Source organism: Halomonas sp. HK25 (assembly GCF_047795635.1).
Classification (GTDB): domain Bacteria; phylum Pseudomonadota; class Gammaproteobacteria; order Pseudomonadales; family Halomonadaceae; genus Halomonas.
Window position 1 is genome coordinate 1,206,741 of sequence record NZ_CP181044.1, and the last position, 15,841, is coordinate 1,222,581.

Here is a 15,841-nt window from a genome sequence, read left to right on the forward strand (position 1 = left end):
GACATCCCACCGCCGAATCGAGATAGTGAGCCGAAGGGCACTGAAGGACACAGAGATCGCACCACAGGGAAGCCGCTCATGAACGAAGCCGATACCCGCGCCGAGCTGATCGACCCGGCCCTGAAAGAGGCCGGTTGGGGCGTGGTGGCGGGCAGCCGGGTACGCCGCGAGGTGATCACCCTGGGGCGGCTGCAGGGCGCAGGGCAGCGCGCCCGGGGCGACATCGCCGACTATGTGCTCTTCTACCAGGGCCAGAAATTGGCGGTGATCGAGGCCAAGAAGCGCGACCTTCCCGTCACCGAGGGCCTGGCCCAGGCCAAGCGCTATGCCGAGCGGCTGCAGGCGCGTTTCGCCTATGCCACCAACGGGGTGGGGCTCTATCGGGTCGACATGCACACCGGCGAGGAAGGCCCGGTGGCCGGCTACCCCACGCCACAGGCGCTCTGGGCCGAGACCTTCCCCGAGCCCAACGCCTGGCGCGAGCGCTTCGGCGAGGTGCCGTTCCACGACAACGGAGGCCAGTGGCAGGCGCGCTACTACCAGCACAACGCCATCAACCAGGCACTGGAGGCGATCGCCGCCGGCCGCCAGCGCGTGCTGCTGACACTCGCCACCGGTACCGGCAAGACCGCCATCGCCTTCCAGCTCGCCTGGAAGCTGTTCCATAGCCGCTGGAACCTGGCGGCCTGGCAGGGCGACGAGGCGACCCGGCGCCGGCCGCGCATCCTCTTCCTGGCCGACCGCAACATCCTCGCCGACCAGGCCTACAACAGCTTCTCCGCCTTCCCCGAGGATGCCCTGGTGCGCATCGCGCCGGATGCGATCCGCAAGCAGGGGCGGGTGCCCAAGAACGGCAACCTCTTCTTCACCATCTTCCAGACCTTCATGAGCGGCCGCGATGCGGAAGGCAACCCGGCGCCCAGCTTCGGCGACTACCCGCCGGACTTCTTCGACCTGATCATCATCGACGAATGCCACCGCGGCGGCGCCAACGACGAGAGCAGCTGGCGCGCCATCCTCGAGTACTTTGCACCGGCGGTGCAACTCGGCCTCACCGCCACCCCCAAGCGCACCACCAACACCGACACCTACGCCTACTTCGGCGAGCCGGCCTACGTCTACTCGCTGAAGGAGGGAATCAACGACGGCTTCCTGACGCCCTTCAAGGTGCGCCAGATCGCCACCACCCTGGACGACTACGTCTACACCCCGGACGACGAGGTGGTGCAGGGCGAGGTGGAGCAGGGCAGGCGCTATACCGAGGCCGACTTCAACCGGCTCATCAGGATCAAGGAGCGCGAGAAGTACCGGGTGCAGGTGTTCATGGAGATGATCGACCCGCGCGAGAAGACGTTGGTGTTCTGCGCCAACCAGGAGCACGCCCTGGCGGTGCGCGACCTGATCAACCAGGCCAAGACGCACCCCGACCCCAACTACTGCGTGCGAGTGACGGCCGATGACGGAGCCGAGGGTGAGCGCTTCCTGCGCCGCTTCCAGGACAACGAGAAGACCATCCCCACCATCCTGACCACCTCGCAGAAGCTCTCCACCGGCGTGGATGCGCGCAATATCCGCAATATCGTGCTGATGCGCCCGGTCAACTCCATGATCGAGTTCAAGCAGATCATCGGCCGGGGCACGCGCCTGTTCGACGGCAAGGACCACTTCACCATCCTCGACTTCGTGCGCGCCTACGAGCACTTCAACGACCCCGAGTGGGACGGTGAGCCCGTGGCGCCCGAGCCCTGTGGCAGCTGCGGCGAGAACCCCTGCACCTGCGTGACCAGCCCGCCGGTGCTCTGCGAGGCATGCGGCAACCGCCCCTGCACCTGCGAGAAGGAACCGCCGGAGCCCTGCCCGGTGTGTGGCGAGGTGCCCAGCCAGTGCGGCGGTGAGGGCGGCAGGCCCGTGGTGGAAATCGAGCTGGCGTCGGGCAAGGTTCGCCAGCTGCAGCATATGAGCTCTACCAGTTTCTGGAGCCCGGACGGCACGCCGATCAGTGCCGCCGATTTCATCCGCCGGCTCTACGGTGACCTGCCGGCCCTGTTTCAGGACGAGGAGACCCTGCGCGAGCTGTGGAGCCGCCCGGATACCCGTCAGGCGCTGCTGGATCGCCTGGCCGAGAAGGGCTACGGCAGCGAGCAGCTGCGCGATATCGCGCGCCTGGTGGATGCCGAGAACAGCGACCTCTTCGATGTGCTGGCCTACATCGCCTTCGCGCTGCCACCGATCAGCCGAGAGGAGCGGGTCGCCACCCATCGCAGCCAGCTGTTTGCGGAGTACGACTACCGCCAGCGCGAGTTCCTGAGCTTTATCCTGGATCACTACGTGGAGAGCGGCGTCGCCGTGCTCGCCCAGGAGCGGCTGCCGAACCTGATCCAGCTGAAGTACCAGACCCCCACCGACGCCGTCGCCGAGCTCGGCAGCGTCGAGAATATCCGTGACGTCTTCATCGGGTTCCAGGCGAGGCTGTATGACTGAGTATTTCCTGCTCGATGTCTTCACCGACCGAGCCTTTGCCGGCAACCCTCTGGCAGTTTTTCCCCACGCCGAGGGTCTTGAGTCCAGCACGATGCAGGCCATCGCCAACGAACTGAACCTCTCCGAGACGGTGTTCGTCGGCCAGTCAACCGGCCAGCATCGCTACCCGATTCGCATTTTTACACCCACTGCAGAGCTACCCTTCGCCGGCCACCCTGCGGTAGGCACGGCACACCTGCTGGTGGAGCTGGGCATGGCCGAGCGTGGGTGTCCGCTGATTCTCGAGGCGGGCGTCGGACCCCTGGTCGTGGAGTTCGATCGGGCGTTGGCACGACTTATCACGGCAGAACCCGTCAGCATCCTGGCGAGTACCTTGACCCAGGCCTCCGCCGCTGAGTTGCTGGGATTGGCGGTGCACCAGGTCCTGAGCGAGCCGGTGCTTGCCTCCTGCGGGCTGCCCTATCACCTGATCGAACTCGACTCGCTGGAGGCTCTCGAGAAGGCGCGGCCTTCGCCAAGTGCCTGGGGAAGGTGTGTGTCACCCAGCGGCCAGGATCAGATCTACCTCTACGTTGCTGGTGATGAAACTGATGAATCGCAATCCGTGAGAGCTCGGATGTTTTCCACCGAAGGCGGTGTCCGTGAAGATCCGGCCACCGGTAGCGCCGCCGCGGCCCTGGCAGGGCATCTGGCGCAGAATAAGGGAATTAGCCGATGGCGCTGGCAGATCGAGCAGGGCATCGAGATGGGTCGCCCAAGCCGTATCCATGCCGAGGCTGAACGCACCGAAGACGGTCTTTCGATCCGCATTGCTGGAGAGGCAGTAATCGTGGGAACTGGGTCACTTCAATTGCCAAGCTAACTTGGCCGAAAATCGGCACTCGTATGCATTCCTAGGGGAACATCAATGCTCAACCGCTCCGCCCTGCTGCTGCGCTACAAGGCTCCTGCCGTTCAGTGGATCAATGACGCCGACCCCTCGCCGAGCGGTGTCAACGTTACCCTGAAAGAGGCCAACAGTGACCTGACCGTTTTTCTGGTCAGCGACGAGGTATCGGAATCGCCCGAAGAGGTAAGGCGCTGGGTCAAGGCCAACTGGCGCAGCCTGTTCGAGTCGGAACTGGAGGGCTGGTATACCGATCCGGCGCTGTGGCCGAAGCTGACCCTTAAGCGCTTCGATGAGTGGTTCGAGGTGGAGTGCCACAGCGTGATGCTCGATACGCTGGGCGGGCCCATCGAGGACGACGAGCCGCCAGAATAACCGGGAGACCCCATGAAGCCGTTTTCCATCCTGCTGATACGCCTGCTGGGTCTCTATCTCTTCCTGAAGACGCTGTTCTCGGTGCTGCCGGCGCTGCTGGGCCCTCATGTAGGAGAGTTCTGGTCAGCCGAGCTACTGCCGGTGCTCGTCGCCACCGTAGGGGTGCCCATGGTGGGCGGCGTGCTGCTGTGGTGCTTCGCCGGCCGACTGGCGGACAGGCTGCATGGCGAGGCTGAGGAGGCGGGGCGGGTCAGGGATGACGACCTGGTGAGCGCCGGTACCTTCCTGATCGGCGTCACTCTGGTGGTGCGTCATATCGGCATGCTGGTGGGGGTGTACTCCTCCTCCGGTACTGTCGCCTACGACGCTCTGGTCGTGGTGGTGGCGGGCCTTGGCATGATGCTGGGCGGAGGCGCTCTCGCCGCACTCTACCGCAGGGTCAAGTCCCTGGGGGTGAGTCGGTAGGCCGCTCATATGGGCGACCGTAGCGGGATCAGATGCCGGTTATCAGGAAGTCGACGGCGGCAACGACCGGATCTCGATATCGGCTAAGGTCACACGCCACCTTGCCGAGTCGCTTCCTTTCGATGCCGGCGAGTTCCTGCGTCATGAGGATATAGCGCTCGCCATCGATCTCGATGATGGGGTTCAAATGGGTCATTCGCATGCTTTCGGCTTGAGTGGCTGGGCTGAATGGCACGACTACGGTTGTGCGAAGCTCGTCGAGCAGGTCGCTCTGGATATCAAGCAGGTAGGGGTAGCGTTTGCACGAGCTCAGGTTCCGGTTTTCGTAGGCTTGGAACTGGGCCATCAGAATTGCCTTTCGCCATCGCCGAAGGTGCCGTGATCTTCCACGGTCCGATTGTAGGCTTGGATGGCCGTGGCATTTTCCCGCTTCCACTGTTCCTGTTGTTCGGTACGCACCGTTTCGGTCAGCGCACTCTCTAAGGTGGCAGAGAGGTTGATCCCCAGGCGCCTTGCGCGTTGGAGCAGGTCGCTGTTGATGCTGACATTGGTGGGCTTCTTGGGTGCCGTGACATCGAAGAGTGGCGACATGGAGAAGTCTCCTGTTTCGAAGGGCTATGCGCATAGAGTATGCGCACTGAGATTGCCCGGCAAGGGGGCTATTCTCTCTGCCCAGGGGGCGTGTGGGGCTTCGACCATAGGGCTCGGGAGCCGATTCGGCAATGATGGTCGGGAGGGCGCCTGTCGCGATCAGTGTGGTGCTACGCTGCCAATGGCGAGGAGGGGAGGGTGGCCATGAGAGAACAATCCCGGCGCCGTTGGCGATGGGCCGTGCCGGCAGGCGTCGCGGCGCTGGTGCTGGCCCTGGCAATGTGGCTGGTGCTTCGACTTGCGCTTCGTCTATCGCCCCGGACCGGGGAGTTCGGTGGTGTACCAGCCGCCGCTGTTACCGGTGGCGCCCGTTCGCGCCGCGCTGCTGGCATCTCTCCCCGAGCAGGGTGCGCCCCACGCGGGACGATACCGTGTTCGAGGTGATGGCCTTCGATAACGACTACCGCCGCCATGACCTCGAGGTCAGGCTGCGTGAGGTAGGCTGGGCAGGGGAGCCTGCCGGATGCGAGTAGCCGTATTTCTGTGTTGATGACGAGGCGGAGTTCTGGGGAGAACTCCGCCAACCGGTCACCGCGGATGCCAATCGGAGCGTCCCCATTCTGAATGGGTGCATCGCGATCTCTCCAGACCACCCCCTTCCTCCAGCTGTGCAATGGATTCGAGCAGGTGGCGGGCGTTCTTCGGCGAGCGCAACAGCAGATGGTTTTCTGCAGGGCTTCACAGTCTTTCTGCAACGTCATGGTGGCGTGCCGATCATCCGTTCCAGCTCACGGTTGAAGGCCGCCGGCTTGGCCATGTGCAGGAAGTGGTCGGACTCTTCCATGATCACGGCGTTGAACTCGGGCTGCAGTTGCCGGTTGGCCTCGAGGTCGGTGGGCCACAGATCGGCGTTGATCGCCACCACCTGGATCGTCAGTTCCTCGAAATGCCGCGCCGCTTCCCCGTCGGCATGCCGCGACAGCATGTCATCCATGGCGTTGATGGCCACCTCAGGCGGCGCGGCCGCGATGTCGTGCATGACCCAGTCGCGCAGCTCAGAATCGGTGCTATCGATGAACATCGACGCCACGAACTGGCGCGCGGCCGGTGAAAAGTCTTGCTGCAGAGGTTCCAGCATCTCGTCGCGCTGCGCCTGGCTGATCTCCGAAGCCACGTGGTGGAAGGTATCGACGCCCACGATTCCGATGACGCGTTCCGGCATCAGGCGTGCCGCTTCCACGCTGACCGGCCCGCCCATGGAGTGTCCGATGAGGATCGCGCGCTCCACTTCCAGGGCATCCAGCACCGCCTTCACATCCTCTCCGAAGGCGGGCATGGTGAAGGCGTCACGCCCAAGTCCGGAGTGGCCGTGTCCCGCAAGGTCGATCGTGATCACTCTATGACTCTGCGAAAAGTACGGCAGTTGCCCGCGCCAGTACCGCCCGTCGGAGCTCCAGCCATGGATGAAGACGAGCGTTGGTTCGCCACTCCCCTGCACCTCGTAGGCAATCGCCACGCCGTCCGCCGACTCGGTCATTCGCGGCCAGTTGACTTCGGCTGCCAGCACCTGATTGGAAAGCGCCAACAGCAGTACCAGTCCCATATAATGCACGCCGCGCAACGCAAATCCCCTCATGATGCTCTCCTTCAATTTTTCGTGCTTCCTGCAGCATAGACGATCTGGATTTCGAAGGGTGGTGATGGGTTGATAAAGGTGGTGGCTTTGATTTTCTCGCGCTTCGGTTGAGAAAAAAGGAAGATGGGCAGCAGGTACCTCCTTTTCAAGATCGCCGAGTTGTGCGTCGCCCATGAAGCCTTTTTCCATCCTGCTGATTCGCCTGCTGTGGTGCTTCGCCGGCCGCCCGGCGGACAGGCTGTATGGCGGTGGGGGAGCAGAGGCCAAGATCATGTACGGCTCACGCTTCGAGCGCTTCATGATGGTGGGTATCGGTGACGGGCAAGGGAGCGAGTCATGATGGTCTGGGTGGTGGGTATCACGGCATGCCTGACGCAGATGGTGGCGTTGCAGTCCCATACGCGGGCCGGCTTGCTGAGGGCGGTATCCATTGCTCTGGGACTCTGGTCGATCCACTTCGCCATGCTCGAGGCCTATGAAACCAGCGCGATCCTGCTGGTCGGTGTGGCCTACAATCTCGGGGTCGCCGCCCGTCCTCGCCGGTGGGTAGCGGCACTGGCGATGTGTCTCTACCTCACCGGTGCCCTGGTAGCGATGTCTCTCTCGGGATGGGTCGTGGCGATCGGCTCGACGTTCTTCGTCGTGGGCGGATTAATGCGAGACGTGATCTGGGTACGCAGCTTCTTTCTGGCCGGCCACGCCAGCTTTGGATTCAACGGCGTGATCGTTGGCTCCTGGGTGGCCGTTGCCAATGAGACGCTGATGAGTGTGGCCAATCTGCGCGCGATGCACCGCGACCGGAAGAGGCGGCGCATCCAGGCCGCCGCCGATGAGGGCCACGGAGTTTGACCGAGGGCTGCCCGTTGCTCGTTCCGGCGCCTCTCGGGCTCCGTGCTCTATCAGCGATCATCACGTCTCTCTCCTTTCATCCGTTTGCCTCTCACTCCCGCTCATCTCGCGTCGAGCGCAGCAGCACTCTGTCCATGCCGCGGGTGCTGAGTACCCGCCTGAGCGCGGCGAACAGATGGGTGGGCAGCGTCACCGCATAGCGCGGCTTCGGGCGCGGGTGCTCCAGGGCGTGGATGAGCTTGGCCACCACCGCCTCGGGGCCGAGGGTGAAGGGTGCCTTGCCTTCCTGGTTGGCCAGGCGGGCCGCCACCTGGCGGTAGGTGTCGGCATGGGCGCTGTGGACGGTATCGATATTGGCCTGGAAGGCACGGTAGGCGTTCTCGCGGAAGCGGCTGGTGATGGGGCCGGGCTGGATCAGGCTGACGTGGATGCCGCTGCCCTGAAGCTCCTGGCGCAGGGTGTCGGTGAGGCCTTCGAGGGCGAACTTGGAGCAGACATAGGCGCCGCGGTAGGGCAGGGCGGCGAACCCCAGCACCGAGCTGTTCTGCACGATGCGCCCGTGGCCCTGGGCGCGCATCATCGGCAGCACACGGGTGGTGAGCTCGTGGGTGCCGAGCAGGTTGGTCTCGAGCTGGGTTCGCAGCACCTCCCGGGAGAGATCCTCCACGGCGCCGGGCTGGCCGTAGGCGCCGTTGTTGAACAGCGCCGTCAGCCGCCCTTCAGTGCGCTCCTTCACGGTGGCCACCGCCGCCTCGATGGAGGCGCTGCTGGCCAGGTCCAGCGACAGGGCCTCGAGGCCTTCCTCGCGGAGCCTGGCCACGTCCGCCTCGGCGCGTGCGGTGGCGAAGACCCGCCAGCCCCGTGCCGCCATGGCGTGGGCCGCGGCATGGCCGATCCCGCTGGAACAGCCGGTGATCAGCAGGCTGCGCGCCGAACCTGCGCGTTCATCCGTCATCCTTGTCTCCTCTCTGTGCTTCCTCTGTGTGCGTCCACGCCCCTGTGCCTGAGCGCCCCCGGTAACAAGCTGTGGGTTGCTGCCTACTAGAGCAACTCTCGGGTCGCCTCCATCACCCGGCCATCCACGGTTCGCTGGATCTTGTCCTCGATCTCGCTGAGCAGGGCCTCCACCTTGGGCCCCGTGTTGGCCACCGCCACGAAGGTCCATTCACTCGCCTCCAGCCGGTCGTGCTCGCCGCTCTCGCACACGGCCACCGCCGGGTTGCGTCCGAAGCGTTCGTGCAGGCCGCCCATGCGCTGGCGCTTCTCCTTGAGGGAGCGACAGCCGGGCAGTGAAATACGCAGGGTGAGAATGCCGATATGCATGGGGCTCCTTGTGAGCAGGTGACGTCCGGTGTTGCCGGAACGAGCTATACCACGAGGCCGGTACCACTGAGGAGAGGTGGGCCGGATTGGCCTAAGCTTGGCACCACACAGCGTGGCTCGGAGCGAACACATGCGGCACCTCTTCCTGATGCGTCATGCCAAGGCCCGCCAGGCCAGCGGCGACATGAGCGATCACCAGCGGCCGCTGCGCCGGCGCGGGCGGCGCCAGGCGGCTGCCATGGCGCCTGCTCTGCAGCGCTGGCAGGCACTTGAAGGGGAGATTCACGTCAGCGCTGCGACACGCGCGCAGGAGACGCTTGTCGAGATCGCCGAACGGATGCCCGAACTCTCCCTGGCCGAGCGGGCCGGCCGCGACGAGGCCCTCTACACCTTCGATGGCCAGGCGCTGCTCGCCTGGTTGAAGCATCTGCCGGACGAGGCCGACAGGGTGCTGGTGATTGGCCACAACCCGGCCCTGCTGGAGTTGGCCGGTTGGTTCTGCAGTGAGGCGCCTGGCGACCTTCCCACCGGTGGCGTACTGCACCTCACCCTGACGGATACTTCCTGGCATTCAGTGGCACAGCACAGCGCCGAACTGGCGAACAGCCTGACCCCGGAGGAGGCCAGTCATGCGCTCTTCAAGCGGCGGGCGCCCGAGCCCCCCGAGCTGGGCAAGGCCGACCTGGACCATCGCATTCATGGACTGCTCACGCATCAGTGTCGGATGGCCAGGGCGCTGGAACCCGGAGTGATCGCCGGCGTCGACCCCGAGTTTCTGCACCAGTACCGTGTCAAACTGCGCCGCAGTCGGGCGATCGGCGAAGCCGTATTGGCCACCGCCAAGAGAGCGGGAAGTCAGAAGAAATCCAAAAAGATAAAGGTGCCCGGCTTCAAGAAGCAGCTGAAGCGGCTCAAACGGCGCGCCCAGGCCACCAGCGACCTGCGCGACCTGGACGTTTTCCTGGAGAGCCTGGCGCAACACCCGCCGCCGCTGGCGCCGCGCTCCCGCCAGGCCCTGGAGCGCTGGCTGCTGGTTCGTCAGCGGGAGCAGCATGAGGCGCTGTGCCACCAGCTTCGTCAGCCTGACTACGCCGAGCAGATGCAGGCCTGGCAGGACTTTCTCGACGCCGCAGGCTTCCGGCAGGCGCTTGCTCGTCTCTCCCCGGCGCGGATCGAGGCGGTGCTGGCCAAGCGCATCGCCGGCCACGACCGCGACCTGGCCGCGCTCTCTCGCGATGCCTCCGACGAGGCCTTCCACGACCTGCGCAAGGCCGTGAAGCGCATCCGCTACCTGGCCGAGCTGGAACCGAAGCGCCACCGCGACTTGCTGGCCGGCCTGAAGCAACGCCAGACCCTGCTGGGAGACTTCCAGGATCTGTGTACGCGGCAGGACGGGATCGAGGCCTTTGCCGCCAGTTCGCGCAATGCTCCCCGGCGCCGGCAGGAGTGTGACGCCTGGCGCGGCGCGCTGGAGGAGCAGAAGAGCGCGCTGCGCGAGCAGATCATGGTGCTTCCACCGCTGACCGCGTCGTCATCGAAGACGCCCTCCAAGTGACCGACGGCGGCAGTGCTGCCTTTTCCTGACCTGGATCATTCCCTTGCCCCGCCTGGGTGTTTACCCTTTGCCAGGCACAACATATGGTGTTTCAAAGAATTGATGACACCATATATAGATAATTGGCCAGGGAGGGAACACCCATGCAACGCCAGCCGACCGGCGCCGTCAACGTCGCTTCGACGGTCAACGAGTACCTGCAGCGCGCCGACTGGCGCGTCAACGCCAACGCCAACCAGGGCTACTCCCTGGGAGGGCTGATCCTCAACGCCTCGGGCAAGCTGATTGCCAACTACTGGCTGGATGAGGTCTATCCCGCCGCGGTAGGCGAGGCCCACCGGGAGGGGGACCTGCACATCCACGACCTGGACATGCTCAGTGGCTACTGTGCCGGCTGGTCGCTGCGCACCCTGCTGATCGAGGGCTTCAACGGTGTGCCGGGCCGGGCAGAGAGTGCGCCGCCCAGGCACCTCACCAGCGCCCTGGGGCAGATGGTCAACTTCCTCGGCACCCTGCAGAACGAGTGGGCCGGCGCCCAGGCGTTCAGCTCCTTCGATACCTATCTGGCGCCCTTCGTGCGCCGCGATGAGCTCGACTACACGGCGGTGAAGCAGGCGGTGCAAGAGTTCATCTACAACCTCAACGTGCCGTCGCGCTGGGGCAGCCAGACCCCCTTCACCAACCTCACCTTCGACTGGACCTGCCCGGCCGACCTGCGCGACCAGGTGCCGATCATCGGCGGTGAGGAGCAGCCCTTCACCTATGGCGAGCTCGAGGCCGAGATGGACCTGCTCAACCGCGCCTACCTGGAGGTGATGGAGGAGGGCGACTGCCAGGGGCGGGTGTTCACCTTCCCGATTCCCACCTACAACATCACCCCGGACTTCGACTGGGAGAGTGACAACGCCGAGCGGCTCTTCGCGCTGACCGCCAAGTACGGGCTGCCGTACTTCCAGAACTTCCTCAACTCGGACCTGGAACCGCACATGGTGCGCTCCATGTGCTGCCGGCTGCAGCTCGACCTCACCGAGCTGCTCAAGCGCGGCAACGGCCTGTTCGGCAGCGCCGAGCAGACCGGCTCGCTGGGCGTGGTGACCATCAACTGCGCGCGGCTGGGATATCGCTTTGCCGGCGACCGGACGGGGCTCCTCGGCGAGCTGGACCGCCTGCTCGAACTCGGCCGCGACAGCCTGGAGATCAAGCGCGACTGCATCCAGCGCTGGATGGACGACGGCCTCTACCCCTACAGCCGCCGCTACCTGGGCACCCTGCGCAACCACTTCTCCACCCTGGGCGTGAACGGCCTCAATGAGATGGTGCGCAACTTCTTCGACGACCGTTTCGATATCGCCGACACCGAGGGCCAGCAGCTGACGCTGGAGCTGCTCGAGCACGTGCGCGACCGCATGCGTGAGTTCCAGGAGAGCACCGGCCACCTCTACAACCTGGAGGCGACTCCGGCGGAGGGCACCACCTACCGCTTCGCCAAGGAGGACGCCAAGCGTTTCCCCGCCATCCTCCAGGCGGGCACCCCGGAGTCGCCCTATTACACCAACTCCAGCCAGCTGCCGGTGGGGCATACCGATGACCCCTTCGAGGCACTGCTGCACCAGGACCCGCTGCAGACCCGATACACCGGCGGCACCGTGCTGCACCTCTACATGCGCGAACGGCTCTCCAGCCCCGCCACGTGCAAGACCCTGGTGCGCACCGCGCTGTCGCGCTTCCGCCTGCCCTATCTCACCGTGACGCCGACCTTCTCGATCTGCCCGGTGCACGGCTATCTGGCCGGCGAGCACGAGTTCTGCCCGAAGTGCGACGAAACGCTTCTGGCCAGACGCGCCCAGGCCGAAGCCACGACCTGAGGCATTTCTCTGCAACACCACCACCGTGAAAAGGAGCATTACATGCGTCATAGCGTCGAGAGCCTGCCCAACGAAGAGCGCCAGCGCTGCGAGGTCTGGACCCGGGTGATGGGCTATCACCGACCGGTCAGCCAGTTCAACCGCGGCAAGCAGTCCGAGCACTGCGAGCGGCGCCACTTCAGCGAGCAGGCCGCCACCCCCTGACCCCACCGCCATGCCGGGCGCCTCGGGCCTGTGCCCGGGGCGTTCGGCCGGAACGCGCCCATGTCCCACGACGAATCTCCCTGGCCGCGGCTGCCCGTGGCCGGCCTTACCCCGATGACCACCCTGGACTACCCGGATCACCTGGCCTGCGTGGTCTTCCTGCAGGGCTGCCCGCTGCGCTGCGGCTACTGTCACAACCCGCAGATGTTGGAGCCTCGCCGTGCCGCGCCCGGCGAATGGGCCGAGGTGGAGGCCTTCCTCGAACGGCGCCAGGGCCTGCTGGAGGGCGTGGTGTTCAGCGGCGGCGAACCCACCCTTCACGCCGATTTGCCCTCCGCCGCTGCGCGGGCCCGCGCCCTGGGGTTCAAGGTGGGGCTGCATACCGCCGGCGTCTACCCGCGGCGCCTGGCCGAGACCCTGCCACACCTGGACTGGGTGGGGCTGGACGTGAAGGGCCCGGCGGCGCGCTTCGATACCATCGTCGGCCGCCCCGGCATGGGCGCCGCCCACGCCCGGAGCCTCGAGCTGTTGCTCGCAAGTGGCATCGACTTCGAGTGCCGCACCACGCTGCACTGGCGCGACCTCGACCTGGCGAGTCTGCGCCGCCTGGCCCTCGATCTCGCCGAGCAAGGCGTGAAACGCTACGCCCTCCAGGTGGCCAGAACCGGCCAGTGCCTCGACCCCGCCTATGCCCAGCCGGTGGCCGACGCGCCGCCGAGTAGCGAGCTTCGAGACCTGGTCGAGACCCTGATGCCGGCCTTCGAGCATCTTGAACTCAGGGTGTAGGTGAAAAACGACAGTGTCTTGTAAGCGTTTGCCTACTGGTGCTCAGGCGGCTTAGCTGTCAGTCTGTTCAGTTACAGAATGTTGCCGGCAGAGCCGGCACTAAAAACGCTAAAGAACGGCCGGCGAAACACGTAGGGAATAACCAAACGATGATCCTCAAGGAAAAGGACGCCTACACCGGCGCCGACGAGCGCGGCTACTACGGCCACAAGCAGGAACAGGACGTGGCCTTCCACCTGCGTCGGGAGTTCGGCAACAGCGAACAGGTCCGCATCATCCATGATCTGGTGATCGAGCATGGCGGCGAGTGCGCCCAGATCGACCACCTGGTGATCCACCCCTACGGCTTCATCATCATCGAATCCAAGAGCATCGTCGGTGAGGTGCAGGTCAACGCCGAGGGCGAGTGGTCGCGCAGCTACAAGGGCAACTGGTCCGGCATGGCGTCGCCGATTCGCCAGGCGGAACTGCAGAAGGACCTGCTACACGCGCTCTTGAGCAACAACCTGGCGCGTTTGCTGGGCAAGTTGTTGGGTATCCAGACCAAGCTCGGAGGTCGTGATTGGCAAAAGCTTTGTGCTGTGTCCAGTACCGCGATCCTGCACCGCGAGAAGATGCCGAAGGACGTGGCCGACAAGGTGGTGAAGACCGAGTTCGTGGGCGGCAAGGTGAAGGAGATCATCGGCAACGGCGTCAGCGCCTTCATCAAGGTCAAACCGCGCTTCACCCTGCAGGAGCTGGAGAATCTCGGCAACTTCCTGCTGGAACATACCTCAACGTTGCAGTTGGGCACGGCGAAGGCGGTGCAGGAAACGAAGGTTCAGGAGCCGACCCCGAACGCCGCCCCCGTCAGCGAACCCGCGCCGCTGAGTTACGTGGCCACCCCCGGAACCTGTCAACCTGAGCCAGACACCGCCGAGCCGCCGGCAGACACCCCATCCCCGGCCATCAGCCTGCTGACATGCAAGCAGTGCGGTGAAGCCGATAACCTGACCGGCATGTATGGCCAGTACGGCTACTACGTGAAGTGCGGAAGCTGCAACGCCAACACCTCGATGAAGCAGCCGTCGTGCCCCGTCTGTAGTTGGAAGAGCGTCAAGGTCTCAAAGGACGGCCCGAGCTATACGGCAACCTGCAGAAAGTGTGAGCACGACTATCTGGTCTATCGGCAGGCGGAGGGGAGAGCGTAATGGCAGCTATCGACCGAGGCTGTGTGAAAACGCACCGGCCGCTATACTTTGCCAAGGTCCGCTAAGGAAATGGCGATGAAGCGATTCGTGGTTGGAGAAGCCCGAGATCAAAGTACGTTGTTCCCCGTGCTTTTGGACGACTTCATCGCCGACGATAATCCGGTTCGTGCCATTGAGGCGTTTGTGGAGGGTCTCGATCTCAGAGGACTTGGATTCAAGGGTGTCGATCCGCACGCGACAGGTAGACCCGCCTATCACCCCGCCGTTCTTCTGAAGCTCTACATCTATGGCTATCTCAATCGAATCCAGTCAAGTCGCCGTCTGGAGCGCGAGACACAGCGCAATGTCGAGCTGATGTGGCTAACGGAGCGCCTGACACCAGATTTCAAGACGATTGCGGACTTCAGAAAGGACAATGGCGAGGCCATCCGCCGTGTCTGTCGAGAGTTCATCGTGCTTTGCCGGCGACTGGAGCTGTTCTCCCAAGCCATCGTTGCCATCGATGGCAGCAAGTTCAAAGCGGTCAACAACCGCAACCGTAATTTCACCGCGACCAAGATGAAGCGTCGCCTTGAGCAGATCGAAGAAAGCTTCAACCGGTACCTGGGTCAGCTTGACGCAGTTGATCGCGAGGAGCCTGCACTGGCCGAGGCCAAGACAGCGCATCTGAAGGAAAAAATCACGAAACTCCGGGAAGAAACTGCACGATTACAAGCAGTTGAGGAGGCGAGGCTGAAGTCTCCCGATCAGCAAGTATCCTTGACGGATCCGGATGCCAGGGCGATGGCCACCAGTGGCAGAGGTACTGGAAATGTGGGTTACAACGTACAGACTGCGGTCGATAGCCAGCACCATTTGATTGTGGCCCATGAGGTGACCAACGTCGGGCATGACCGGGGGCAGCTCTCTAACATGGCCAAGCAAGCGCGGGAGGCCACTGGCATCAAGGAGCTGAAGGTCGTGGCTGATAGAGGCTACTTCAAGGGCGAGGAGATTCTGGCCTGTCACAAGGAAGGGATCACTACCTATCTCCCCAAGCCGCTGACATCACCAAACCAGGCAAAGGGCTTTTTCCCAAGAGACGCATTTCGATACCTCCCTGACAGTAATGAATACTCCTGCCCCGCTGGACAGCGGCTGACATGGCGGTATGAAACGATAGATAAAGGGATGAAGCTGCATACATACTGGAGTTCGGAATGTGCAAGCTGCTCCATGAAGGAGAAATGCACGACTGGCAAACAGAGGCGTATAAGGCGCTGGGAACACGAAGATATACTCGAAGCTGCGCAGTAACGCCTCGATTGGAACCCAGAGATGATGCGCCTGAGACGACAAACGGTGGAGCATCCCTTTGGCACGCTGAAGGCGTGGATGGGGGCGACACACTTTACGACCAAACGGTTAAAAAATGTGAGCACCGAAATGAGTCTTCATGTGTTGGCGTACAACCTCAAGCGTGTCATAAAAATCTTGGGAGTCAATGGGTTGATGAGGGCGGCCAGGGCGTAACAGCCCTTTTTCGCATGTTTTTAAGCGCTATAAGGGCGAGATATGTGCTTTCTGGTGTCGTCATGATTTCCCGATCTCACAACAGCATCAGTCGGCAATCATCCAAGCAACGGCTTTTTGTTG

The 15,841-nt window shown here is 63.8% G+C and carries 16 protein-coding genes and 1 pseudogene; 12 read left to right on the forward strand and 5 right to left on the reverse strand.

Annotated elements, in window-relative coordinates; genetic code table 11:
- Positions 1-78 precede the first annotated feature (78 nt).
- Genes hsdR through ACM26W_RS05900 form a run of 4 tightly spaced genes read left to right on the forward strand, consistent with a single transcriptional unit; the run spans position 79 to position 4,207 of the window.
- On the forward strand, positions 79-2,481 hold the full coding sequence (gene hsdR / locus ACM26W_RS05885) for an EcoAI/FtnUII family type I restriction enzme subunit R (RefSeq protein WP_416139906.1): 2,403 nt from the start codon (positions 79-81) through the stop codon (positions 2,479-2,481).
- Positions 2,474-3,343 carry a PhzF family phenazine biosynthesis protein gene (locus tag ACM26W_RS05890; RefSeq protein ID WP_416139907.1) on the forward strand — a complete coding sequence of 290 codons (870 nt, stop codon included), beginning with the start codon at positions 2,474-2,476 and terminating at the stop codon, positions 3,341-3,343. Before hsdR ends, ACM26W_RS05890 begins: the two co-directional genes overlap by 8 nt.
- 45 nt (positions 3,344-3,388) lie before the next feature.
- Positions 3,389-3,742 carry a hypothetical protein gene (locus ACM26W_RS05895; protein ID WP_416139908.1) on the forward strand — a complete coding sequence of 118 codons (354 nt, stop codon included), beginning with the start codon at positions 3,389-3,391 and terminating at the stop codon, positions 3,740-3,742.
- Between the two features lie 12 nt (positions 3,743-3,754).
- Complete coding sequence (locus ACM26W_RS05900) at positions 3,755-4,207, forward strand: hypothetical protein (protein ID WP_416139909.1); 453 nt, start codon at positions 3,755-3,757, stop codon at positions 4,205-4,207.
- 28 nt (positions 4,208-4,235) lie between these two features.
- Here ACM26W_RS05900 and ACM26W_RS05905 read toward each other — a convergent pair whose 3' ends face one another.
- The 3 genes from ACM26W_RS05905 to ACM26W_RS05915 all read right to left on the reverse strand — a co-directional run bounded on the left by ACM26W_RS05905 (position 4,236) and on the right by ACM26W_RS05915 (position 6,608).
- On the reverse strand, positions 4,236-4,553 hold the full coding sequence (locus ACM26W_RS05905) for a CcdB family protein (RefSeq protein ID WP_416139910.1): 318 nt from the start codon (positions 4,551-4,553) through the stop codon (positions 4,236-4,238).
- Positions 4,553-4,798, reverse strand: coding sequence for a type II toxin-antitoxin system CcdA family antitoxin (locus tag ACM26W_RS05910; protein WP_416139911.1), 246 nt, complete (start codon positions 4,796-4,798; stop codon positions 4,553-4,555). Before ACM26W_RS05910 ends, ACM26W_RS05905 begins: the two co-directional genes overlap by 1 nt.
- Positions 4,799-5,555: 757 nt before the next feature.
- Positions 5,556-6,608 (reverse strand): alpha/beta fold hydrolase, encoded by a 1,053-nt coding sequence (locus ACM26W_RS05915; protein ID WP_416139912.1) that lies wholly within the window; start codon positions 6,606-6,608, stop codon positions 5,556-5,558.
- On the opposite strand from ACM26W_RS05915, the gene ACM26W_RS05920 reads away from it, so the two are divergent.
- Together ACM26W_RS05920 and ACM26W_RS05925 are read left to right on the forward strand one after the other, a co-directional pair.
- On the forward strand, positions 6,607-6,774 hold the full coding sequence (locus tag ACM26W_RS05920) for a hypothetical protein (RefSeq protein ID WP_416139913.1): 168 nt from the start codon (positions 6,607-6,609) through the stop codon (positions 6,772-6,774). The genes ACM26W_RS05915 and ACM26W_RS05920 overlap by 2 nt on opposite strands.
- Complete coding sequence (locus tag ACM26W_RS05925) at positions 6,771-7,283, forward strand: YgjV family protein (protein WP_416139914.1); 513 nt, start codon at positions 6,771-6,773, stop codon at positions 7,281-7,283. Before ACM26W_RS05920 ends, ACM26W_RS05925 begins: the two co-directional genes overlap by 4 nt.
- Before the next feature lie 91 nt (positions 7,284-7,374).
- Here ACM26W_RS05925 and ACM26W_RS05930 read toward each other — a convergent pair whose 3' ends face one another.
- Entirely contained in the window at positions 7,375-8,238 is an 864-nt protein-coding gene (locus ACM26W_RS05930; protein ID WP_416139915.1) for an SDR family oxidoreductase, read from the reverse strand.
- Positions 8,239-8,324: 86 nt separating this feature from the next.
- Positions 8,325-8,606, reverse strand: coding sequence for a DUF503 domain-containing protein (locus ACM26W_RS05935; protein WP_416139916.1), 282 nt, complete (start codon positions 8,604-8,606; stop codon positions 8,325-8,327).
- A gap of 130 nt (positions 8,607-8,736) precedes the next feature.
- On the opposite strand from ACM26W_RS05935, the gene ACM26W_RS05940 reads away from it, so the two are divergent.
- The 6 genes and pseudogenes from ACM26W_RS05940 to ACM26W_RS05965 all read left to right on the forward strand — a co-directional run bounded on the left by ACM26W_RS05940 (position 8,737) and on the right by ACM26W_RS05965 (position 15,718).
- Complete coding sequence (locus ACM26W_RS05940) at positions 8,737-10,161, forward strand: CHAD domain-containing protein (RefSeq protein WP_416139917.1); 1,425 nt, start codon at positions 8,737-8,739, stop codon at positions 10,159-10,161.
- 143 nt (positions 10,162-10,304) lie between these two features.
- Positions 10,305-12,026, forward strand: a complete 1,722-nt coding sequence (locus ACM26W_RS05945; RefSeq protein ID WP_416139918.1) for a ribonucleoside triphosphate reductase — start codon at positions 10,305-10,307, stop codon at positions 12,024-12,026.
- Positions 12,027-12,068: 42 nt separating this feature from the next.
- Positions 12,069-12,230: an anaerobic ribonucleoside-triphosphate reductase gene (gene nrdD, locus ACM26W_RS05950; RefSeq protein WP_416139919.1), complete on the forward strand. Its 162-nt coding sequence runs from the start codon at positions 12,069-12,071 to the stop codon at positions 12,228-12,230.
- A 60-nt stretch (positions 12,231-12,290) separates the two neighbouring features.
- Positions 12,291-13,016 carry an anaerobic ribonucleoside-triphosphate reductase activating protein gene (locus ACM26W_RS05955; protein WP_416139920.1) on the forward strand — a complete coding sequence of 242 codons (726 nt, stop codon included), beginning with the start codon at positions 12,291-12,293 and terminating at the stop codon, positions 13,014-13,016.
- A 149-nt stretch (positions 13,017-13,165) separates the two neighbouring features.
- Positions 13,166-14,206: a nuclease-related domain-containing protein gene (locus ACM26W_RS05960; protein ID WP_416139921.1), complete on the forward strand. Its 1,041-nt coding sequence runs from the start codon at positions 13,166-13,168 to the stop codon at positions 14,204-14,206.
- 75 nt (positions 14,207-14,281) lie between these two features.
- Positions 14,282-15,718 (forward strand): annotated as a pseudogene (locus ACM26W_RS05965) (IS1182 family transposase).
- Positions 15,719-15,841: the final 123 nt, after the last annotated feature.